General features: G+C 61.3%; 18 protein-coding genes. 3 read left to right on the top strand and 15 right to left on the bottom strand.

The window, feature by feature from the left end; genetic code table 11:
- From AC3IX1_RS10470 to AC3IX1_RS10440, 7 genes are all read right to left on the bottom strand, one after another.
- Positions 1-1,821: a DUF1302 domain-containing protein gene (locus tag AC3IX1_RS10470; protein WP_489388100.1), complete on the bottom strand. Its 1,821-nt coding sequence runs from the start codon at positions 1,819-1,821 to the stop codon at positions 1-3.
- A 113-nt stretch (positions 1,822-1,934) separates the two neighbouring features.
- On the bottom strand, positions 1,935-3,497 hold the full coding sequence (locus tag AC3IX1_RS10465; protein WP_489388099.1) for a long-chain-fatty-acid--CoA ligase: 1,563 nt from the start codon (positions 3,495-3,497) through the stop codon (positions 1,935-1,937).
- Positions 3,498-3,569: 72 nt separating this feature from the next.
- The gene (locus tag AC3IX1_RS10460; RefSeq protein WP_489388098.1) at positions 3,570-4,712 is read right to left on the bottom strand and encodes an acyl-CoA dehydrogenase family protein; all 1,143 of its coding nucleotides are present in this window, start codon (positions 4,710-4,712) and stop codon (positions 3,570-3,572) included.
- A gap of 97 nt (positions 4,713-4,809) precedes the next feature.
- Positions 4,810-5,643, bottom strand: coding sequence for an SDR family NAD(P)-dependent oxidoreductase (locus AC3IX1_RS10455; RefSeq protein ID WP_489388097.1), 834 nt, complete (start codon positions 5,641-5,643; stop codon positions 4,810-4,812).
- Positions 5,644-5,676: 33 nt separating this feature from the next.
- Positions 5,677-6,111, bottom strand: a complete 435-nt coding sequence (locus tag AC3IX1_RS10450) for a MaoC family dehydratase (RefSeq protein ID WP_489388096.1) — start codon at positions 6,109-6,111, stop codon at positions 5,677-5,679.
- 10 nt (positions 6,112-6,121) lie between these two features.
- Positions 6,122-6,559: a MaoC family dehydratase N-terminal domain-containing protein gene (locus AC3IX1_RS10445; protein ID WP_489388095.1), complete on the bottom strand. Its 438-nt coding sequence runs from the start codon at positions 6,557-6,559 to the stop codon at positions 6,122-6,124.
- Positions 6,560-6,615: 56 nt separating this feature from the next.
- Positions 6,616-7,800: a lipid-transfer protein gene (locus AC3IX1_RS10440; protein ID WP_489388094.1), complete on the bottom strand. Its 1,185-nt coding sequence runs from the start codon at positions 7,798-7,800 to the stop codon at positions 6,616-6,618.
- Positions 7,801-8,156: 356 nt separating this feature from the next.
- Here AC3IX1_RS10440 and AC3IX1_RS10435 point away from each other — a divergent pair, with 356 nt between their 5' ends.
- Entirely contained in the window at positions 8,157-9,305 is a 1,149-nt protein-coding gene (locus tag AC3IX1_RS10435) for an acyl-CoA dehydrogenase family protein (protein WP_489388093.1), read from the top strand.
- A 184-nt stretch (positions 9,306-9,489) separates the two neighbouring features.
- Positions 9,490-9,954: a PaaI family thioesterase gene (locus tag AC3IX1_RS10430; RefSeq protein WP_489388092.1), complete on the top strand. Its 465-nt coding sequence runs from the start codon at positions 9,490-9,492 to the stop codon at positions 9,952-9,954.
- Here AC3IX1_RS10430 and AC3IX1_RS10425 read toward each other — a convergent pair whose 3' ends face one another.
- The 5 genes from AC3IX1_RS10425 to AC3IX1_RS10405 form a co-directional block, all read right to left on the bottom strand.
- Entirely contained in the window at positions 9,955-12,708 is a 2,754-nt protein-coding gene (locus AC3IX1_RS10425) for a winged helix-turn-helix domain-containing protein (protein WP_489388091.1), read from the bottom strand.
- A 419-nt stretch (positions 12,709-13,127) separates the two neighbouring features.
- Positions 13,128-13,700 (bottom strand): DUF2889 domain-containing protein, encoded by a 573-nt coding sequence (locus AC3IX1_RS10420; protein WP_489388090.1) that lies wholly within the window; start codon positions 13,698-13,700, stop codon positions 13,128-13,130.
- Positions 13,701-13,775: 75 nt separating this feature from the next.
- Entirely contained in the window at positions 13,776-14,606 is an 831-nt protein-coding gene (locus AC3IX1_RS10415; RefSeq protein WP_489388089.1) for an SDR family NAD(P)-dependent oxidoreductase, read from the bottom strand.
- Positions 14,607-14,670: 64 nt separating this feature from the next.
- Positions 14,671-15,858 carry a lipid-transfer protein gene (locus tag AC3IX1_RS10410; RefSeq protein WP_489388088.1) on the bottom strand — a complete coding sequence of 396 codons (1,188 nt, stop codon included), beginning with the start codon at positions 15,856-15,858 and terminating at the stop codon, positions 14,671-14,673.
- Between the two features lie 27 nt (positions 15,859-15,885).
- Positions 15,886-16,995, bottom strand: a complete 1,110-nt coding sequence (locus AC3IX1_RS10405) for an acyl-CoA dehydrogenase family protein (RefSeq protein WP_489388087.1) — start codon at positions 16,993-16,995, stop codon at positions 15,886-15,888.
- Between the two features lie 317 nt (positions 16,996-17,312).
- Between AC3IX1_RS10405 and AC3IX1_RS10400 the strand changes: the two genes are divergently transcribed.
- Positions 17,313-20,051 carry a winged helix-turn-helix domain-containing protein gene (locus AC3IX1_RS10400; protein WP_489388086.1) on the top strand — a complete coding sequence of 913 codons (2,739 nt, stop codon included), beginning with the start codon at positions 17,313-17,315 and terminating at the stop codon, positions 20,049-20,051.
- Positions 20,052-20,101: 50 nt separating this feature from the next.
- Here AC3IX1_RS10400 and AC3IX1_RS10395 read toward each other — a convergent pair whose 3' ends face one another.
- From AC3IX1_RS10395 to AC3IX1_RS10385, 3 genes are all read right to left on the bottom strand, one after another.
- A complete protein-coding gene (locus AC3IX1_RS10395; RefSeq protein ID WP_489388085.1) occupies positions 20,102-21,436 on the bottom strand; it encodes an MFS transporter in 1,335 nt (444 codons plus the stop codon).
- 150 nt (positions 21,437-21,586) lie between these two features.
- Positions 21,587-22,528, bottom strand: coding sequence for an electron transfer flavoprotein subunit alpha/FixB family protein (locus AC3IX1_RS10390; RefSeq protein ID WP_489388084.1), 942 nt, complete (start codon positions 22,526-22,528; stop codon positions 21,587-21,589).
- A complete protein-coding gene (locus tag AC3IX1_RS10385) occupies positions 22,529-23,278 on the bottom strand; it encodes an electron transfer flavoprotein subunit beta/FixA family protein (protein WP_489388083.1) in 750 nt (249 codons plus the stop codon). It lies immediately after the preceding gene.
- Positions 23,279-23,302 lie beyond the last annotated feature (24 nt).

The raw sequence follows: 23,302 nt of genomic DNA, 5'->3' as shown, positions 1-23,302 counted from the left end.
TCAGAAGTTCACGCCGAAGCTGAGGGCGACGTAGTCGCGATCAGTGTTGGTATTCCACTTTCCGCCGAAGTAATCGGTGTAGCTGAGGCTTGCGGTGTAGGTGTTCATGTAGTCGGCATCCACGCCGAGGCTGACCGCTTTGCTGCCTTCGTCGAAGTTCGGGCCAAAGCCGTCGACGTCGTGGGACCAGGCCAGGTTGGGTGAAAGGTTGATGCCGGCAATTACGTTGGGGTATTCGAGCTTGCCGCGCAGGCGATAGCCCCAGGAGTCGCTGGTATAGAAACCGTGGCTGTTGCATTCCTGCTGCGGGTTGCTTGGGCGGGTAACGCCAGGCTGGCCGGGCACCGGGGTGTTCTGCCCGACGCAGACCGCCTGGTTGACCAGTTGCCCGGCGCCGAACACGGTATTGCGGCCAAAGCGCGCTTCGGTGCCATCGCTGGAACCCAGGCCGTTGATGTGGTTGTAGCCCACCTCGCCCACCAGCGTCAGACGCTCGGAACCGAGGACCTGGTCGATGAACCGGGTGGCGCTCATCTGCGCTTGCAGCACCGGCATGCGCTTGTAACCGTCGACGGCGGCCCCGGCGACATTGCTCGATTGACCGCCCACGAACAAAGGTGACGCTGCGTTGCCCACCGCCGCCAGGTTGATGTCGGCACCGTTGAGATTCAACGGCATGTTCGGCCGGAAGCTCACCTCGCCACCCAGCGAAGTGCCGAGGACGTTGGTCGCGAAACTCAAGCCATACAGACGCACATCTTCGGGGTAAACCACGTTGTAGCTGGCGGTACGAATCGCCGCCACCGCGTTGGCGGTGTTCGTGGCGCGGGTAAAATTCAGGCTTGGATTGCGGCTGTGGTAGTTCATGGCATAGGCGCCGAACTCGGTGTCGTTCAGTTCGGCGGCAAACCAGCGCAGCGCCAGGCCGAATTGGCCGCTGTCGCGGGCATCCTTGGTCTTGGTGCGCGGAATATAGGCGTCGTCGAGCAGACCGGGTGTGCCGGTGTTGTTGGCCACACCGGGCGGCAGGTCGAGGCCCGCCAGTACGGCGCGGTCATTACAGCCTTCAGGCGTCACGTCGTTGCCGAAGAAGGTGCCGCAGTTGTCGATCACCGACGGTGCCCATTCGATCTGGTAGAACGCTTCGGCGGTGACGTTTTCGGTCAGCCCCTGGGACACGTACAGCATGTTCACCGGAATCAGGCCTTCCTTGACCTCGGCACCTGGCCGGCGCAGCGCCGCGACGTCGATCGGGTTGATGCTGTTGATCGAGTTGCCGATGAAGGTGCTTTCGCCCCAGCTGACGACTTGCTTGCCCAGGCGCACGTTGCCCTGCAACTCGTCGATGGTGTAGTTGTGGTAGACAAAGCTGTCGAGAAACATCGCCCCGGACGACTTCGCCGCGCGCTGGCGACCATGATCGTCGATGTCGTAGAACGAACGGCTCTCGTCCATCAACTCGAAGTCGTACCAGTACTTGCCGCGCACGAAGGCGCCGCTGTCACCGTATTTCAATTCCAGGTCATGCACGCCCTTGAAGATCTTCGAGAACGTCTCGCCCTTTTTGAAGTTCAGGCGGTTGTCATCGTTGGTTCGCGACGATGCATTACCCCTGACGCCTTGCGAATTGAAATTGGAAATGAAATCCGGGTCGGGTCCGCGAACGGCCCAGCTGGCGCCGACCGACAGCGCGGAATCGAAACTGCCTTCGATTTCACCGATGCTGAAATCCTTGGCAAAAGCCTGTGGGGTGACTGCGGCAGCGACGGTGACTGCCAGCAGATGTGGGTAGCAAGCTCCACGCAATCTCGTAATGCTCATGCGTCCTCCGATTGTATTGACGCAAGGCGATCCGCGCGCACCCGTGGATGCGTCTCGGTTCCTGGCGTTGAAGTTAAGATGCGCGGCCGTACTGACCGCGCGACAGTCAAGGGTCAGGCGATCCCGCGCTGGAGGTTTTCCCAGAAGGGTTTGCGCAGTTCGGTCTTCAACACTTTGCCGACGCTGGTCAGCGGCAGTGTTTCGCGGAACTCGACACTGCGCGGCACCTTGTAGCCGGCAATCCGTTCACGGCAGTGAGCAATGATTTCTTCACTGGTGACGCTGGCGCCGGCCTTGAGGATGATCACCGCGTGCACCGTCTCGCCCCACTTCTTGCAAGGGATGCCGATCACGGCGCTTTGCGCGACAGCCGGATGGCTGGCGATCGCGGCTTCGACTTCACCGCAGTAAATGTTCTCGCCACCACTGACCACCATGTCCTTAAGTCGGTCGCAGATGTAGATGAAGCCATCCTTGTCCATGTAGCCGCCATCACCCGTGTGCATCCAGCCACCACGCAACGTTTCAGCGGTCACTTCCGGCTTCTTCCAGTACCCAAGCATCACGTTCGGGCCACGCACGATAATTTCGCCCACGGTGCCACGAGGTACTTCATTGTCGTTGGCATCAACGATACGGATCTCCACACAGTGCACTGGCACGCCGGCCGAATACATCTTGCCGCTGGCCTGGTGCTCGGCGCTGTGGTACTCGGTGTCGAGGATTGATGCCACCGGGGACAATTCGGTCATGCCGTAGCCTTGGGAGAATCCGGCACCGGTGAACACTTTGCATGCCCGGTCGAGCAACGCCGGGGTGATTATCGACGCCCCGTAGATGACTCGCTTCAGGGAGCTGAGATCGAGTGCCTGCCCGTGCTCCTGGTGCCAGTCCAGCAACATTTGAATCATGGTGGGCGCCAGCAGGACTTCATGGACTTTCTCGCTGTCGATGATTTCCAGTACGCCCTGCGCGGAGAACGTCTGCAGGACCGCGTGGGTCCCTCCAGATATGAACAGTGCGGTCATCGCCGCGAAATCGGCGAGATGGAACATCGGCATCGCGTGCAGGAAAACCGATTCTTTTTTGCAGCGACCCGCAATCAAGGAATTCATTGCCGAGAATGCGACGTTGTTGTGGCTGAGCATCACGCCTTTCGGGTGGCCGGTGGTGCCGCCGGTGTAGAAAATACCGAGCAAGGCATCGCCGCTACGACGCGCATCTTCTACCGGCTCGCTGGTATCGATCAGTGTTTCGTAGTTGAGCATGCCCTCGGGCGTTTCACCGTCACCGGCGTAGATCACCAGGCGCACGGTTTTCGCTTGCTCGAGCACTTTGGTACCGAGGGCTTTGTGGTGATCGTCGACGATCAGCACAGTGGTTTCCGAGTCGTCCAGCGAGTAGATGATCTCCGCCGCACTCCAGCGAAAGTTCACCGGGTTGACCACGGCATCGGCCCACGGCACGGCCTGGTAGTACTCGATAAAGCGCTGGGAGTTGAACGACAGCATCGCCACGCGATCGCCGCTGGCAACGCCCAGGTCTTTGAGTGCACTGGCCAGGCGCGCCACGCGGTCACCGAATTCGGCGTAGGTGATGCTGCGACCCTGGGAGCGGATCGATACGGCATTGGGACGTTGCTGCAGATGACGGTGCAGCCCTTGAGTGATGTACATGAAAACTCCAAATTGCTTTTTTATTATTCAATCGATTTGGAACTGTCGACGCTTCGGACGGCGCTGCGCCGGTTAGAGCGACCGCGCAACGACCTCGCGCTGAATTTCGTTGGAACCACCGTAAATGCGCGCCACCCGGGCATCGGCCCACATCCGGCCAATCGGGTATTCATTCATGTAGCCGTAGCCGCCGAACAGTTGCAGGCAACGGTCGAGCACTTCGCCTTGACGTTCGGTCAGCCAGAACTTGCCCATCGAAGCCAGGGTGGTATCGAGGGTGCCGTCGATCCAGCGCTGGATGATCAGGTCGACGAAAGTCCGCGACGCCAACACGGTCGCCTTGACGTCCGCGAGCACGAAGCGGCTGTTCTGAAAGTCGATAACCGGTTTGCCAAACACCTTGCGGTCTTTGGTGTATTCCACGGTCAGGCGCAGGGCACGTTCCATGACTGCAACGGCGCCGACACCGATCTGCGCACGCTCGTAGGGCAGCTGGCTCATCAAGGTGTAGAACCCGCGACCCTCTACTTCGCCGAGCAGGCAATCCGCCGGCACTTCGACGTCATCGAAGAACATTTCCGAGGTGTCCTGAGCGTGCATGCCGACTTTGCTCAGCAACTTGCCGCGACGGAAACCCGGAGTTTTGGTGTCGACCATGAACAGCGAAACACCCTTGGCGCCCTGGGTGATATCGGTCTTGGCAATCACCAGCACCATGTCGCAGGTCTGGCCATTGCTGATGAAAGTCTTGGCGCCGTTGATGACGTACTTGTCGCCCTTCTTCACGGCGCGGGTGCGCACCGACTGCAGGTCGGAGCCGGCGCCCGGTTCGGTCATGGCAATGGCACTGATGATCTCGCCGGAACCGATTTTCGGCAGCCAGTACTTCTTCTGTGCTTCAGTGCCGGACTCGAGGATGTAGTGAGCGACGATATGGCTCAGTCCCAAGCCCAAGCCACCGCCATTGGCGCTCATGGTGTTGACCACGCACACGTAGTGGCCGATATGACCACCGGCGCCGCCGTACTCTTCCGAAACGTCGGGCAGGATCAGGCCCAACTCGCCCGCCTTGAGCCAGGCGGAACGGTCGGCGTAATGCTGCTCGCGCCATTTCAGCTCGTTCGGTTCCATGTATTCCTTGGCAAAGCGCAGGACCATGTCGTTGAACGATTCCAGGTCTTCGGTCATCCAGGGCGAGCGGTAGTTTTCCAGCATTGCAAATTCCTCAGGTTCTGAAGCCTGTTGACCGACAAGGGTCAACAGGCGCGACAAATCGTTGGCCCTGCACTTCAGGGCAAAAACCGCGACAGCCTTAGAAATTGGAACCTGGACCACCGCCGCAGTAGATGACCTGGCCGGAGCAGAAGTTGGATTCCGGCAGGCAGAACATCACCACCGCACCCGCTGCTTCTTCTGGCTTGCCAACACGGCCCAACGGAATGGTGGCGGCGACGCCGTCAAGACGTGCCTGCTGCACGCCGACCTTGATTTCGCGACCTTCGATGTTCACAGTCTTGCTGTCATCGCCGGAAAGAGCCTGGGTCAGGCGGGTATCGATCAAGCCGAATGCGACAGCGTTGACGTTAACCTTCAGGCGGCCCCACTCTTTGGACAGGGTCTTGGTCAGGCCCAAAATGCCGGATTTACCCGAGGAATAGTTAGACTGGCCGACGTTACCGCCCGCAGCGCCGGAGGAGATGTTCACGACTTTGCGCAGTACTTCGCGGCCTTCGGCGGCTTCTTTCTTGGCCAGGGCACTGATCACTGGCTGGGCAGCGCGCAGGATGCGGAACGGCGCGGTCAGGTGGCAATCGATGACCGCGTACCACTGCTCGTCGCTCATCTTCTGGATCACGTTGTCCCAGGTGAAACCGGCGTTGTTGATGATGATGTCGATCGAGCCGTAGGTCTTGACGGCAGTCTGCACGAAACGATCGGCGAAATCGGCGGCGGTCACGCTGCCGACGCAAGCCACGGCTTCACCGCCGGCGGCGCGGATCTCGGCAACCACTTGATCGGCCGGTTCGGCATCGAGGTCGTTGATCACGACTTTGGCGCCGTAGGCGGCCAATTGCAGGGCGACTTCACGCCCGATACCACGACCGGAACCGGTGACCAGAGCGACTTTGCCTTCAAGCTTTTTCATTTTTATTTTCCTGTGAATTGGGGTTTATGTGGTTCAGGCCAGGGCCACGACAGCTTCGCCGGCGAGCTTTTCTTCGCCGTACTGGTTCGAGCAACGGATCGCCACGCGCACGCGCTTCTCGCCGTTCTCTTCGAACTTCTCGGTGACCTTGCCGGTACAGGTCGGCACATGACCCAGCTGAGTGATGCCGGTGAAGCGGATCGACAGGCTGCGGACCTGGTGCTGAGGCACCCATTGGGTCAACAGGCGACCGAGGTAGGCGGCCGACAACATGCCGTGGGCAAACACGTCGGGCATGCGCGACTTGCGGGCGAAGTCGATGTCGACGTGGATCGGGTTGTGGTCGCCCGACGCGCCGCAGTACAGCGCCAGGGTCGTGCGGTTGATCGGTTGCAGCTTCAGCAACGGCACTTCATCGCCAACCTGGATATCGGAGAATTGCGCGCCGGTGTTTTGGGACAGGGTCATCGACATTTCCTCAACGCTGTACGAGAGACGAGCGGACATCGGCGATGTGTTCGCCGTGCTGGTTGGTCACGCGCGATTCCGTGACCACGAATTGCAGGGCACCGCCCTTCTTCTCGTAAACGTCGGTGATGCCCGCGTCGAAGGTCAGCACGTCACCGGCGTAGGCCATGGCGTGATAAACGAAGGATTGTTCGGCGTGCAGGATGCGGCCGAGGTCGAAGTCGCACAGCTTCAGGAAAGCGGTGAGGTCACGGCCTTCGCCTTCCAGGCATTTCAGGAACGTGGGCGGAACCGGCAATGCCCGGTGGCCCGCCGCGAGCGCCGCCGCTTCGTTGGTATAGACCGGGTCGGTCTCGCCGATCGCCTTGGCGAAAAAGCGCAAGCGGCCCTTCTCCACGTCGACGCTGAACTTGTCGAGCTTGTGCCCGATCAGACTCTTGTCTGCCATTTGTCTCACTCCTTTTCTTGTTGTGCGTGCCCGTCAGGGCACGCGCCTGGAAAGACTCAGTTGCGCCCGTACATGGTGATGACGCAGGCGCCGCCCAGGCCCAGGTTGTGTTGCAACGCGATGTTCAGGTTTTCGACCTGGCGCTTGTCGGCGGTGCCGCGCAGTTGGTGGGTCAGCTCGTAGCACTGGGCCAGGCCGGTGGCGCCCAGTGGGTGGCCCTTGGAAAGCAGGCCGCCGGACGGGTTGGTCACCACTTGGCCGCCGTAGGTGTTGTCGCCGTCGAGGACAAACTGCTCGCCGCCGCCGACGGTGCACAGACCCAGGCCTTCGTAGGTCAGCAATTCGTTGTGGGCGAAGCAGTCATGCAGTTCCACGGCGCGTACGTCCTGTGGGCCGACACCCGCCTGCTCGTAGACCGATTGCGCGGCGCGCTGGGTCATGTGGAAACCGGCGTAGGCAATCATCGACGGCGGATCGAACGACTCGACCGGGTCGGTGACCATCGACTGGGCGAGGATCACCACGTCGCTGCGCAGGCCGTGTTTCTTGGCGAAGGCTGGCGAGCAGATAATCGCCGCCGCTGCACCGCAGGTTGGCGGGCAGGCCATCAGGCGAGTCATTACGCCCGGCCACATTACCTGGTCGTTCATCACGTCTTCGGTGGTGAGGATGTTCTTGAACAACGCCAGCGGATTGTTCGCGGCATGGCGGCTAGCCTTGGCGCGGATGGCGGCGAAGGTTTCCATGCGGGTGCCGTACTTCTGCATGTGTTCGCGACCGGCACCGCCGAAGGTTTTCAGCGCACGCGGCAAATCGACGTCACGGGTCAGGTCTTCCATCACATGGACCACACTGGCCCGAGTCTGTGGACGGTCATCCCAGTGCGACTTCAGCGCACCGGCCTGCATCTGCTCGAAACCCAGGGCCAGCACACACTCGGCCTGACCGCTCTGCACGGCGGCGCGGGCCAGGTACAAGGCCGTGGAACCGGTGGAGCAGTTGTTATTGACGTTCACCACCGGAATACCCGTACGACCCACTTCATACAGGGCGGTCTGCCCGCAGGTGGAATCGCCATAGACATAGCCGGTGAATGCCATCTGCACCTTGTCGTAACCGATGCCGGCATCCTTCAGGGCCAGGCGCACGGCCTCGGCGCCCATGTCGGTATAGCTTGGGCTTTTGCCCGGTTTGGAGAAGGGGATCATGCCGACCCCGGCGACGACGACTTTTTCACTCATGGATAAATTTCCTTTGGCATACACGTTCGGTTGTCGTACCCGCCGGCCGGCTGGTTCTTGTGGGATTCATCCTAGGTTTGCCCACAACGGCGCTACGACCGTCGAAGGGATGAAGTTGCGGAGGTAGTGGGAGGCGTTCCAAGGAACGAGTGGAGGGAGTAATGCAGATGTATGCCGAACAGATCTCGCTCCGACAATGGATCGCCGTTTCGTCGGCCCCGAAGTTACTCCCCCGATGCATCCCTTCGAACGATCCCGCACCTACTCCGCAGCATCATCCCTTCGGCGCTCGCTGAAAGTGCGCACCACGCCCAGCATTACAAGAGTCCCTGTCCCCTGACCTACCGAGGATTCAAATGAGCGAATACAGACCATCTTGGATGACCGAAGACCTGGCAATCTTCCAGGCGTCAGTGCGCCGCTTTGCCGCCGAAGAATTGGTTCCCCATGAAGAACGCTGGGCCCACCAGAAACACGTGGACCGCGAGACTTGGCTGAAGGCTGGTGAGATGGGCATGCTGTGCCCGGCCATTCCGGAGGAGTACGGCGGCAGCGGCGGCAGCCACGCGCATAACGCGATCATTGGCTATGAACTGGCCCGCGCGGTGGCTACCAGCCTGGGCACCAACGTGCACAGCGCCATCAGTGCCCACTACATCCTGCGTTACGCCACTGAAGAGCAGAAACTGCGCTGGCTGCCGAAGATGGCTACGGGCGAAATGGTTGCCGCCATTGCCATGACCGAACCGGGCGCCGGCACCGACCTGCAGAACGTCAAGACCAAGGCCATTCGCGATGGCGATCACTACGTGATCAATGGTTCGAAGACCTTCATCACCAACGGTTCCCAGGCCGATCTGGTACTGCTGGTGTGCAAGACCGATCCGTCGCTGGGCGCCAAGGGCATGTCGATCATCGTGCTTGAGGTCAACGATCTGCCGGGCTTCCGTCGTGGGCGCATCCTCGACAAGCTTGGCCAGAAAGGTCAGGACACCTCGGAGCTGTTCTTCGATGACGTGCGCGTGCCGGTGGCCAACCTGCTCGGCCCGGAAGAAGGCAAGGGTTTCGTCCAGTTGATGCAGCAACTGCCGGAAGAGCGGATGTTCATCGCCATGAACGCGCTGGGTGCCATGGAGCGCGCGGTCGAGGAAACCATCAAGTACACCAATGACCGCAAGCTGTTCGGCAAGCCGCTGCTGGACATGCAGAACACCCGCTTCAAGCTGGCGGAAATGCAGACCACCGTGACCATCGCCCGCACGTTTGTCCACGATTGTCTGGGCAAGATGATCAACCACGAACTGGACGCGACCACCGCCGCCATGGCCAAGTGGTGGGCCTCGACACAAGCCTGCCAGATCATCGACGAGTGCCTGCAGCTGCACGGCGGCTACGGCTACATGCTGGAGTATCCAATCGCCCGCCTGCACATCAACACCCGGCCGATGCGCATCTACGGTGGCTCCAATGAAGTCATGAAAGAGCTGATTGCCCGTACGCTGTAACGCGAAGCCGGCCACTGCAGGAGCGAGCCTGCTCGCGATGGACGTCAACGATAACGCGAACCGACTGGATAAACGCGTCGTTCTTGAGCACATCGCGAGCAGGCTCGCTCCTACAGGATTTGATGTGAGCAGCACCTTGAATGCCTGGCCTCAACCACTGCATGCGCACAACGAGCACATACCCATGAATTCAATCCCTGAACCCTTTGAAGCAGCCGCCCACGAGGACCGGCCACCTGCCGGTTTCCTGCCGATGGGGCGCGCCGGTTTCGTGGTGCATTGCACCGGCCTGTATGTCCACGAAGAACGCTCGGTACTGGCCGCGCGCATTCGTCCCGAACACCTGAACCCGCTGGGCATCGCCCACGGCGGTTTTCTCGCGACCCTGGCCGACACCGCATTCGGCCGGGCACTGAGACTGGCGGCGGCCACCGACCTGCCGCCCGCGACCATCAACCTGAGCATGGATTACCTGAGCCCGGCCAATCTCGGCAGCTGGGTCGAAGCCCATGTTCAGGTTCACCGGGTCGGGCGCTCGCTGTCCCATGCCAGCCTCGACCTGCTCGATGGCGAACGCCTGGTGGCCCGGGGCAAGGCGACGTTTATCGGCAATACCCCAAGCCTGCACGGCAAGCCCCGCCAGGACTGATCAAACCTGCGGGTTGCCGGGCAGCTTCAGTTCCAGGTCGCGCACTTTGGCGATGGCCTCATCACGCCCGGTGACCTCCAGCTTGTAGAAAATATTCTTCATGTGCCATTTCACCGTTTCCGGTGACAGGTTAAGCACCCGGGCGATCTTCTTGTTCGGCAGCGCCTGGGCCACCAGGCCGAGCACATCCAGTTCGCGAATGCTGAGCAGGTTGGCAGGGTCGGCGCCCGGCTCCTGCGTGGGGCTGGCCTGCACACTGCGGGCGCTGCCGAGCAGGCGCTGCACATAAAACGTCAGCACCGGATCGAGGACACGATCGGTCAACAGCGCCTCGAGCATCGAAGGAACGCCCGCCCCTGCGTCGAGAATGCTACGAACCAATCCGAGCCGGTGTCCCTGGCGTAGTGCCTCGATCAGTTGTTCGCGCGCTTCCAGCGGTCTGCCATTCCCCAGTTCGATGATTGCCATCTGTATGCGCATCGGCACCACTCGCCGCCAACGCCGGTCATTCTGCGACGCTTCGATCAATGCTGGCAAAGCTTCGGTGGCCACGTCAAACGCGCCGGCATGCAGGTGTCGTTCAACCTGCGCCCGACCCGCAATGATCTGGATTTCCAATGCCGTACCCGGGCCTGATGCGGGATAACACCGGGCGGTGTGCTGGATGCGTTGCAATGCCGTGTCGGCAGCGGCTTCATCGCCTGTTTGTTGCAACCAGCGCATACGCACCAGTAGCGCACAGACCAGAAGGCGTCCGAGGTCAAAACGGGTCGCATAGTTTTCCAGCCGGTCCAGCCAGCTCCAGGCCTCAGCCTGCCGCCCTGCCAGCCAATGGGCCATGGCCAATGTTTGCAGGCATTGCAACACCGTTTCGGGGATCGCCGATTGTTCCAGCAGTTTCATCCGTTGTTCGAGCAACAGGCAAGTGCCGTCGTAGTCACCCTGTTCGTACAAGGCGGTGCCGAGCAAGCCGGCGGCCATGGTGCTGACCACCAGATAGGCCACGCCCTGCTTCTCGGTCTCCTCCAGTACTTCGCGATAGAGATGCTCGGCCTGGGTGGCGCGACCTTCGAGTGCCAGGCTCATGCCACTCATGCAACGCCCCAGCAGGCTGCGGCGCGGCGAACCGAGCGGCCGTTCACCGCCTTCGAGGATCTCCCGCGCCTTCTCGAATTCGCCCTGGTACATGTACAACCAGCCCAGCGTATTGCTGCGCCCCGACCAGGAAAAGTCATCGGCCTCGGCGGGAATCGCCAGCAGCTCGGGCAAAATCGCCAGCATCGCAGTGGTGTCGTCCTGATGAATGGCCAGGCTGCCTTTCAACACCGTGAGCGTATAGCGCTGTTGGCTGTCGAGCCCGGCGTAATGGGTTTGCAGGTGCGCAAGGGTCTGGTGCAAAGCCGGGAAGTTACGCGAGTACAGCTGCAAATGAGCCTTCACCAACTGCAGCCCGTAACGTTCTGCTGTCTGTTCGGCGGGCAAACCCTTCAACAGACCGGCAATCTGGCTGAGATTACCCTTGGCCAGCAAGTCATTGGCGCAGGCTTCAACGATATCGGCGGCGGCCTCGGCATCACCGGCCCGCACTGCATGGCGCACCGCCTCATCGAGATGCTCGTGCTCACTGAACCATCCGCGCGCGACCGCGTGCAGAACCTGCTCCTGCTGCGGCCTGGCCGCCAGCCTTGCACGCAGCACTCCGCACAGCAGCGGGTGCAATCGATACCAGGTCTCGCGGTCGTGGCTTTTGACCTGGGTAATGAAGAGGTTGTCGCCATCGAGCCGAGCCAGTTGGGTCATCATGCCGGCAATGGCATGAGGTTGACCGAGCAACGTCGCGCACAACGAGGCACAAAATCGTTCGCAGATCGATGCGCATGTGAGCAAGTGCAAGTCGTCGGGAGCCAGACGCACCAGTACCTCACGCTCGAAATAGTCGGCGAACCCGGTGGCATCGCGAATCTGCACCCGGTCGAAGCGGGTCATCTGCTTGGCCTTGAGGTCAACGGCAAACAGTTGCAGCCCGGCAACCCAGCCATCGGTCAGTTCGTGCAGTACCGCCGCGTCGCGGGCATCGATGGTGCCCAGGTGCTCGCGCAGGAAATGCTCCGACTCGGCACGCGTGAAACGCAGGTCGCGCAGATCGAATTCACTGACCTGGCCTCGCGCCCGCAACGGTGCCAGCGGAAACGGCATGGGCGCGCGCGTCCCAAATACCAGATGCAGGTTTTGCGGCGCGTAGTCGATCAGCCATTGCAGTGCCTGGACAACCCGCTGATCTTGCAGATGCTGCACGTCATCGAGCATCAAGACCAACTCGCGGGAATGCTGTGCGATTCCCTGAACCAGCGTAATGACCCAATGCTCAACGGCCATTTCGTTGTGATCGCGACCAAGCAGGAACCCGGCATCACGGATCTGCTCGGGCAGCACTTCGGCGAGGCTCGCTTGCAGGCAATGGCTGAAACGGCCCGGTTCGTTGTCCTCGGCGGCCAATGATAGCCACGCCACATCGAAATTCATTGCCAGCAATTCACGACGCCAGGCCAACAAAGTGCTGGTCTTGCCGCAGCCGGCCGGGCCCTGGATCACCACGCACCGCTGCCGGCGAACCTCTTGCAGGCGCGTCATCAACTGTTCCCGTGGCACCAGGCGTCGCGCCCCACGTGGTGGCACTACCTTGGTGTCGGCAATCGACTGATCGGCGTCTGCCGGTGGGCACGAGCCAGGGCCTGAAACGGGAGGTAACGACATAGAAGAAAGTTTCCAGAATACCGGGCGGAGCGGCAAACGACATCGGGTAAAGAACATACCGCAAGACATGAAAAGACGCAGCAGATTGTAGGCGTCTCCCGCACATTTTCCGATCAGTCTGCACCGATGGGCGGAAGCGAACTTGCCCGCGATTTCGGTGTACCGGTCAACAATTGCGTCAACCAACAGTCCGCTATCGCGAGCAAGCTCGCTCCCACAGGGATCTAGGGTGTCTGCATTATTCGGGGTCGGCAGAAGTCATTGTGGGAGCTTGCTCGCGATGACGGTGGATCAGTCAACAAATGGGTTGATTGACAGTCCGTTATCGTCGGAACGCCGCCTGGAGCAGGCAAGCTCCTACAGGGGGATTGGGTCAGGCTTGAGGGCGGACGCGCATCATCCGCAGCGGCGTAGCACGATCAGGCCTTGGGCAATCCCTGAGGCCACAGCAGCCTGACGGCATCGCCATCTTCGCGATAGGCATGGCAAGTGCCGATGACCCAAGAACGCACGGCTACCACCTGTTCGGCACTGGTGGTTCTGCGCTGGGAAGCCTCGGCGCGGTAGATTGAAAACATCGTCTGCATGGCGGTGGAGGCCATGCGTTCGAGCAGTTCGGTCAAGTGAGTGCAACCCTTCACACCACCGATGATGGCCTTGGTCTTCTGCTTGAAACCGGCAGCAATCTTCAGTCCCGCCAAGCGCGAATAGACCTCGGCGGCTTCACCGCAGAACTGGCTTGCCCCCGTGGCGGTCAACGCCGTGATGTGCTGGATCACCATGTCGGCGTCGATAGTCATCACCAGGCGCATGTCATGGATCGCACCGCCGCTGGGCACCCTGTGAAATGGCAGGTCGGTCGGCTCGTTGGTCAGATCCAGCAGGCGCCCTTCGATGTCGAACAGGCCATCGCTGCGCTGATAGCCCTTGCAGGTGATTTCGCGGGTATGCAGCAGTGTTCGGGTGGGGGTTTCAGGGAGCGTGACGGTCATTGATGGATTCCTTCTTGCAAGCCTGGGCGACAAAAAAGGCCGGGGCAATGCGTTGCGCCCGGCCTCGGACAACGGTCAGAAGCCGCCGCGACCACCGCCACAGATGATGGTTTGGCCACTGACAAAGTTCGACTCCGGAATGCACAGCATGTACACCGAGCCCGACGCCTCTTCGACGGTACCGAAGCGGCCCAGCGGTGTGTCGCGACCAGCCGCGGCGATACGGTCCGGATGCACGCCGACCTTGATGTCGCGCCCCTCGACCTGCACGGTTTTCTCTTCAGTCGTCGCTTGGGTCAGACGGGTTTCAATGGCACCGAAGGCCACGCAGTTAACGTTCACCTTCAGGCGACCCCATTCCTTGCACAGGGTCTTGGTCATGCCCATGATGCCGGCCTTGGCCGCCGAGTAATTGACCTGGCCGGCGTTGCCCTGAGTCCCGGAGACCGAGGAGATGTTCACCACTTTGCGGAACACTTCCTGACCGGCTTCAGCTTCAGCCTTGCTGGCCTCGCGGAAGTACGGGTAGGCGGCGCGCAACAGCATGAACGGTGCCTTCAAGTGGCAATCGAGGATTGCATCCCACTGCTCGTCAGACATTTTCTGGATGACGTTATCCCAGGTGTAGCCGGCGTTGTTGACGATGATGTCGATGCGGCCGAAGGCTTCGAGGGCCGTTTTCACGCAGCGCTCGCCGAAGTCGGCTGCCACGACGTTACCGACGCAGGCCACGGCTTCACCGCCCAATGCACGAATCTCTGCGATGACTTCATCTGCCGGCGCCTGGTCGAGGTCATTGACGACGACCTTGGCGCCTTCTCGGGCGAATTTCAGTGCGACGCTGCGGCCGATGCCGCGTCCGGAACCGGTGACAATGGCGACCTGACCTTCGAGTTTCTTGCTCATTTACGTTTTTCCTGTTGTTGTTTTCGGGTGAAAAAGCCGCGCCAGGCACGACCGTTCAGATCACTCAGTTTTTGCCGTAGAGGGTGACGACACAGGCGCCGCCCAGTCCGAGGTTGTGCTGCAAGGCGTGTTGCAGGCCTTCGACTTGACGCGCACCGGCCGTGCCGCGCAGTTGATGGGTAAGCTCGTAGCACTGCGCCAACCCGGTGGCGCCCAGTGGATGGCCTTTGCACAACAGGCCGCCGGACGGATTGGTCACGACCCGGCCGCCGTAGGTGTTGTCGCCATCGAGGACGAATTTTTCGGCTTCGCCTATCGGACACAAGCCAAGGGCTTCATAGGTCAGCAATTCGTTGTGGGCGAAGCAGTCGTGCAGTTCGACCACGCGAATATCCTGCGGACCGACACCGCCCTTTTCGTACACCGCACCGGCGGCGCGTTCGGCCATGTGGGCGCCGACGAAACCGATCATGGTTTTCGGTTCGAATGACTCCACCGGGTCAGTGACCAGTGACTGGGCGAGGATCGCCACATCGGTGCGCAGGCCATGCCTTTTGGCAAACGCCGGCGAGCAAATGATCGCGGCAGCCGCGCCGCAGGTCGGCGGGCACGCCATCATGCGGGTCATCACACCGTCCCACATCAACTGGTCGTTCATCACCTCTTCGGTGCTGACGATCTTCTTGAACAAGGCCAGCGGGTTGTTGGCGGCGTGACGGCTGGCCTTGGCGCGGATCGCGGCGAAGGTGCTCATCTGCGTGCCGTACGTGCGCATGTGCTCGCGCCCGGCGCCGCCGAAGGTGATCAGGTTGCGCGGGATGTCGCCGGCGTCACCGCACAATTCGTCCTGAATCGGCAGGTAGTCGCCACGGGGCAATGGCCGATCGTCGAAGTTGGAGCGGGTCGGGCCTGGGCGCATCTGTTCGAAGCCGACTGCCAGGGCGCATTCGACCTGACCGCTTTCGACGGCGGCACGGGCCAGGAACAAGGCACTGGAACCGGTGGCGCAGGCATTGTTGACGTTGAACACCGGAATGCCCGTGCGCCCGACCCGATACAGCACGGCCTGACCGCAGGTGGTGTCGCCGTAAACGTAACCGGCGAACGCCATCTGCACCTTGTCATAGCTCAGGCCGGCATCGGCCAGTGCCTGGCGTACCGCTTCGGCGCCCATGTCGATGTAGCTCGGGCTCGCGCCCGGCTTGGTGAACGGGATCATGCCGACCCCGGCGACTAATGCGTTCTGACTCATGGTTCTGTCCTGAATGGTTGAGGGATGTCACAGGGCCTGCGCGATGATTTCGTGCAGGGCCTTGCCGGTAGCGCCGTGGTCAACAACCACGGCATGGGCAATGGAATGAGTGCGCAGGCGGCCTTGGGCGGCACGCAGTCGCGAGAGTTCGTCGGAGCATTGGCGCAGGGTTTCACTGGCGTACAGATTGGCGATGGCCGCGTGCTCGGCGCTCAGCGGATGGCGCATGCTCCGGTCCAGGTAGTGATCGACCAGTACCCGCAAGGCCACGGCGCGGGCCTTGATGTCGGCCATTTTGTTGCGGGTGTGCTGTAGCGCCCATGAGCAATGGCCGCTGCTATCGGGTTGACGCAGATGGGCCAGGGTCATATCCAGCAGGTGTTCGAGGCGGCTGGCGGCGGAAATCGCCGACAACAGGCGCTCCTGATCCCCCGACCGACTCAGGTAATCCAGGCCCCTGCCCGCTTCGCCCAGCAGGTTACTCAACGGTACACGCGCATTGGTGAAGCAGAATTGGGCGGCACTCGGTTGCGTTCCACCTTGCGCACTGCGGGTACGCTGCACACCCGGACGGTCGGTTTCGACCATGATCAGGCTAATACCCGTTTCGCCGTCATCCCCGTCGGTACGGCAGGCGAGCATTACCAGGTTGCCGCTCATGCCATTGCCAACACAGCTTTTGTTGCCGTTGATCAGGTAGTCATCACCGTCGCGCACGGCACGGGTTTGCATGCTCTTGAGCTTGCCGCCGGGTTCGGCGACAGCCAGGGCCAACAGCACCTCGCCACTGCAAATGCCCGGCAGCCAACGACGCTTCTGCTCGTCACTGCCCAGTTGAGCGATGCACGGTGCGATCACGTCCGAGTGCAGGGACAACGCCCGGTCGCACAACCCGGCCCGGGCGAATTCCTCGCGCAACACGGCGGCATGACCAAAATCACCTCCACCGCCGAACTCCGCCGGCAAGGTCACGCACAACAGCCCTTCACGACCGGCCTTCAACCAAACCCGCCGTTCAACATCGCCGGTGCTTTCCCTGCGTGCCATTCGGGGCAGATCTTCGCGCTCCAGAAAGCGTCGCACGGTGGTGCGAAACATTTCATGGTCTTCGCGGTAGAGAGTGCGTTGAACGTCCATCCGAAACCTTTGGCTATCGCCCGATTGCATGGAAAACGGTGTACTCCCGTTCCAATTTGTAGAGACGATCGTTGCACGGGACCGGGTGGATCGAGAGCCACCCTCATAGGGGGGGCGGGTTTGCAAGACGCTGCGGGTGCACAATAATCGGGCGAACTCCTTGAATGACTCAGCCGCTCACGCTGCACCCGAAGGGCGGCGTTAGACCAAAGTCTCGGACATTGGCCAGACATGGCACTATGGCGGACTCACAAGAATAGAAAGGTCACCTTGCCGTGCGGTTTCACGGGCGAGTGATCTGTATGGAGGTTCTTACAATGCCAGTTCACTGGGACAACCCGACGGTCAAGCCCTCCGGCCCCGCTCTTTCTGCTGCCTCGGGTGAACCGTCAGCCTCTAGAAGTGGCGCCATCAAATTCGCCAGTCCGAAATCGGCCGACAGCCACTTGTCGCGTTCGCGCCTGCTGCAACAAATGGCCGACGCGGACGCGGCGCGCCTGATCCTGATTCGTGCCGCCGCCGGTTTCGGTAAGACCACGCTGATGCAGCAATACCGCGAGCACTGCCTGACCAGCGGCAAGCGCACGCTGTGGATCAACCTGGAGCCCGCCGACAACGACTTGCAACGTTTCGTCAACCTGCTGGACAAGGGTCTTGCCGGTTTATTGCCCATGCCTGACGAGCAGGCGCCGCGCAACGATCAGCCAAGCGCCGAAGACATGCTCGAGCAGATCGCTGTCAGCACCTTGCCATTTGCCGTGCTGCTCGACGAAGTCGAGGTCATCCAGAACCCCGAAGTGCTCGAGTTTCTCCAGCAACTGGTGGAGCAACTGCCTTCAGGCAGCGTCGTGGTGATGGCTTCACGTTCCACGCCCGGCATCGGTCTTGGAAGGATTCGCGCCCGGGGCCAATTGCTGGAAATCCGCCCCGGTGACCTGCGTTTCACCCCCGAAGAAGCCATGGCGTTCATTCGCGACAAACGCCAGATCCCCTTGCACGACGACGAACTGGCCACGCTGTACCGGCGCACCGAAGGCTGGATCGCCGGGCTCTACCTGGCCAGCTTGTCGCTCAAGGACCGGGACGATCACGGCGCCTTCATTTCATCCTTCTCCGGCTCCAACCTGGAACTGGCCGAATACCTCACCGAAGACATCCTGGCGCGGCAGACCGAAGACTGCCGGGTGTTCCTGATGCAGAGCAGCATCCTCGAGCAGTTCTGCGTGCCGCTCTGTGAAGCGGTGACCGGGCGCAGCGACAGCCGCGCCATGATCGACCACCTCGACCGCACCAACCTGTTCCTGGTGCCGGTCGACAGCCAGCAACAATGGTTCCGCTATCACCATTTGTTTGCCAGTTTCCTGCGCCACGCCCTGGATCGCCTGTACCCGGGCATGGCGCGGACCCTGCACGAAACCGCGGCGCAATGGTTCTTCGACGCCGGGCAACCGATCCCCGGCGTCGAGCACCTGTTCAGCGCAGGGCTCCTCGACCAGGCCGCCGAAGGTTTGAACCGTCATCTCGACACCTTGATCGACAGCGGTCGTACACGCCTGTTGCTGCGTTGGCTGGACCGGATTCCGGAGGCGACTCGCGACCGCTATGCGCAACTCAACCAGGCCTACGCCTGGCTGCTGGCAACCACCACTCGCCTGAAAGATGCGATGCAGGTGGCCGAGCGGCTGGAGCGCCAATCCGGGCCAGCCTATGCCTATGTTCCCGAGGTCGTGGAATGCCTGCGTCTTGGGGTGACCGATCAGGCCGAAGACTGTTGCCGCAGTGGCGTCGAACTGCTCGGGCGCATGCCTGCCGACGAGGTGCATTTGTATATGGTGCTGGCCAACTCGGTAGCGATGAACATGGTTGCCAGCGGTCGCTACGATGAGGCGCGTGACCTGTTGTCCAGCGCGTTGCAACGTGATTCACGGATTCATTCGAGTTTTCTGCGCCACATCTTCCGCGTCAACGAAAGCACGCTGGACCTGATCCAGGGCCGTTTGAGCAATGCCATCGTGCGTATGCAAAGCACGCCGGACCGGCTGCAAAACAACGGCCAGCGCAAACCGCACGAAGCCAAACTGTCGATGGACATCCTTCACGGCTTGCTGCTGTACGAGAACGGCGACTTTGATCAAGCGCAAAAATACCTGTCGCGCTGCCTGTTTTTTGCCAAGCAGGTCAGTTCCCCGGAGAACCAGATCGTCACTCACGTACTGACGGCGCGCATCGCCTACAGCCAGGGCGATCGCACCACCTGGACCCGTTGCCTGGTGGACCTCGAGCACATCGGCCGCCAGGTCGGCTCGCGCCGCGTCGAGTGCTCTGCCTGGCTGGAACGAGCCCGCGTGGCACTGCTCGAACAGCGCCTGGACACGGCGGTGCAAGCCCTGCATGCAGCGGACCAGGCCGGTGATTGGGACCGCCCCGACTTCATCCGTCTGGCCAACGACGTGGACACACCCAGCATCGCCCGTCAACGCTTGCGCATCGCTCAAGGCGAAGGTACTGCGGCCGCCAAGGCCTTGCGCACGGCGATCGAACAGGCGCGGCACTGGCAACATCACCGCCGTGAACTGAAGCTGCACGTTCTTCTGGCGCTGGCGCTGGACAGCATCCAGCAGCCGCAGGAGGCCTTTCAAGCCCTCAATGACGCGCTGCGCCTGGCCAGCCATGACGGCTTCCTGGCCACGTTCATTGAAGAAGGCGAACGGATGGCCGGGCTGCTGCAGCGCTGGGCCACGACCGGCAAGGCCCGCTGCAAGGAACTGGGGATCGAGTGCGGATTCGTCGACAAGCTGATGCAACAACTGGGGGTCAGCGACGGCAACATGGAAGATGCGCGCAACGACAACGGCGCTCACGAAGTGCTGACGGTCCGCGAGTATCAGATCCTGCAACTGCTGGCCGCCGGGCATCGTAATCGCGAGATCGCCGAAAAGGTGTTCCTCTCCGAGTTCACGGTGAAATCCCACCTGCAGAAGATCTACGCGAAACTGGAGGCCAACGGACGCACCGAAACCCTGGCCATTGCCCGCTCGCGGGGCTGGATCACCTGAAAGGCAGGAGCTCATCGCGGACTCAGCCGCGATGAGCCAATCAGGATTGACTACGGCTTGACACGCTCCGTCAGGTGACTGGCCGGAATGGCCACCAGCAACACCACCGCGCCCACCACCAACACCCCCGCGATGATATCGAACGCCAGGTACAAGTCCCCGGTCGCTGATTTGATCGCGCCCACCACAATCTGGCTGATGACCCCGGCCATGCCACCGATGCAACTGATGACCGCGATGCCCACCGCCGCTGCCGAGGGTGACAGCAAGGCTGGTGGAATGCTCCAGAACAGCGACAGCGCGGACAGCGCGGCGGCGGCACCGATACTCATGAACACCACAGACAAAACCAGATGATCCTGAACCGGCCCTAGCAGAAAGAAACAGGTCGCGCTGAGCAGCAGAGTCAAGCTCACATGCCAGCGCCGTTCCAGGCGTTTGTCTGAACTGCGGGCCAGCAAGTACATGCCGATCAAGGCGCCCATGTAGGGCACGCTGGCCAACAGTCCGATGGTCTTCAGGTCCTGCACGCCAAACCCGCGTATCAATGTCGGCATCCAGTAAGACACCGTGTTCGAGCCGCTGTAGATGCAAAAGAACACCAGACCGGCCACGTACACCCGGGGATTGCGCAGCACTTGGGCCAGGCTGGCATTCGGCGTGTCCGCCGGACGCCCTCGGGCCAGGCCGGCAGCCAGCATGTGTTTTTCCTGCGCCGTGAGCCAACGCGCATCGTCCGGTTTATCTGCCAGCCAGAACCAGCCGAACAGCCCCAGCAGCATGGCCGGGATACCCTCGAGCACGAACAGCACCTGCCAGTCCCGCAGCCCCAGCCAGCCATGGAAATGGCTCATGATGGTCCCCGCCAGCGGCCCGCTGATGATGCCGGCCACCATGGCCGCCATCAGGAACACCGCCGTGATGCGCGCACGCAGGGCGGACGGGAACCAGTACGTCAGGTACAGGATGACGCCGGGGAAGAAACCGGCCTCGGCCACGCCGAGCAGAAAGCGCGCGACGATCAACTGGTTGGCAGTGGTGACAAACGCCGTGGCCACCGTGACCATGCCCCACAGCACCATGATGCGGGTCAGCGTGGCCCGAGCGCCAATGCGTTGCAGGTAGATGTTGCTCGGGACCTCGAACAGGATGTAGCCAAGGTAAAAAATGCCGGCGCCGATGCCGTAGGCAGCATCGGTAAGCCCGATGTCTTCGGCCATGCGCAGCTTGGCGAAGGACACGTTCAGCCGGTCGATGGTGTTGATGGCGTAGGCCAGCACCAGGTAAGGCAACAACCGCAGGATGACCTTGCGATAGACCGCGCGGGTTTCCTGGACGGAACAATCGGACGTCGCTGGCAGGTAGTGCTCAGCAGCATGGCTCATGTTGCTCTCCTTTTCATGGACGAAACCACCCCCTGTAGGAGCGAGCCTGCTCGCGAAGAGCGCAAGAACAACGCATTTACTCAGAAAAAATGCGTCATCGTTTACGTCCATCGCGAGCAGGCTCGCTCCCACAGGGGTGGGTGGTATTTTTCAGAGGGCTTGTTCCAGTTCCGGGACCGCTTCGAACAGATCAGCCACCAGGCCGTAGTCGGCCACCTGGAAGATCGGTGCTTCCTCATCCTTGTTGATGGCGACGATGATCTTCGAGTCTTTCATGCCCGCCAGATGCTGGATCGCCCCGCTGATACCGACGGCGATGTACAACTGCGGCGCAACGATCTTGCCGGTCTGGCCGACCTGCATGTCGTTGGGCACGAACCCGGCGTCAACCGCTGCACGCGATGCCCCGACCCCAGCGCCAAGCTTGTCGGCCAGGCTGTACAGGTACTGGAAGTTGTCGCCGTTCTGCATGCCGCGGCCGCCGGAAACGACGATCTTGGCAGCGGTCAGTTCCGGACGATCAGACTTGGCCAGTTCTTCGCTGACAAAGCTGGAAATACCCGCATCGTGCGCCATGGATATGGCTTCGATCGCAGCGCATCCCCCCTCGGCGGCAACCGGGTCGAAACCGGTGGCGCGCACGGTGATCACTTTGACCGCTGCGTTCGACTGCACAGTAGCGATGGCGTTACCGGCGTAGATCGGACGCTTGAAGGTGTCCGGGCTTTCCACCGAGATGATCTCGGAGATCTGGTCGACGTCCAGTGCAGCGGCAACGCGCGGCAGGATGTTCTTGCCGCTGGACGTGGCCGGTGCCAGAACATGGCTGAAGATGGTGTGCTGCTCGATCACCAGGCCGGTGACCAAAGGCGCAACGTTTTCAGGGAGCTGATGGGCATAGAACGGGTGGTCAGCCAACAGCACTTTGGCCACTCCGGCGATTTTTGCGACGGATTCTGCCAAGGCACCCACACCCTGCCCTGCAACCAGCACGTGGATATCGCCACCGATTCTGGCGGCGGCAGCAACGGTGTTCAGCGTGGCCGTAGCGACCGAGTTGTTGTCGTGCTCCGAGATTACCAGGATAGCCATTCAAATCACCTTCGCTTCGTTCTTCAGTTTCTCGACCAGCTCTGCCACCGACTTGACCTTGATGCCCGCGCTGCGCGTAGCAGGCGCTTCGACTTTGAGGATCGTGTTGGTGGAGGTGGTGCCAATGCCCAGCGCGTCCGGAGTCAGCACTTCAAGTGGCTTTTTCTTGGCCTTCATGATGTTTGGCAAGGACGCGTAGCGCGGCTCGTTCAAACGCAGGTCGGTGGTGACGATGGCGGGCAGTTTCAGGGAAACCGTCTGCATGCCGCTGTCGATTTCACGGGCCACACTGACCTTGTCGCCGGCAATCTCGACTTTCGAAGCGAAGGTGCCCTGGGCAAAGCCCGTGAGTGCGGCGAGCATCTGGCCGGTCTGGTTGTTGTCGCTGTCGATGGCCTGTTTGCCGAGGATCACCAGTTGCGGTTGTTCCTGATCGACCACGGCCTTGAGCAGTTTGGCGACAGGCAACGAACTAAGTTCGTCATTGCACTCGACCAGGATGGCGCGATCGGCACCCAGTGCCAGCGCCGTGCGCAGTTGCTCTTGAGCGGTGGCAGGGCCGACACTGACCACCACGACTTCAGTGGCTATGCCCTGCTCTTTCAGGCGTACGGCTTCTTCCACGGCAATTTCGCAGAAGGGATTGAGGGCCATTTTTACGTTGACCAGGTCGATGCCGGACTGGTCCGCCTTGACGCGAACCTTGACGTTGAAATCGACCACGCGCTTTACGGCTACGAGGACTTTCATCAGAACACTCCAAAAAAACATTGA

It is taken from the genome of Pseudomonas sp. KH_046_2 (assembly GCF_057838985.1).
This window is presented reverse-complemented; position numbering and strand designations above follow the sequence as displayed.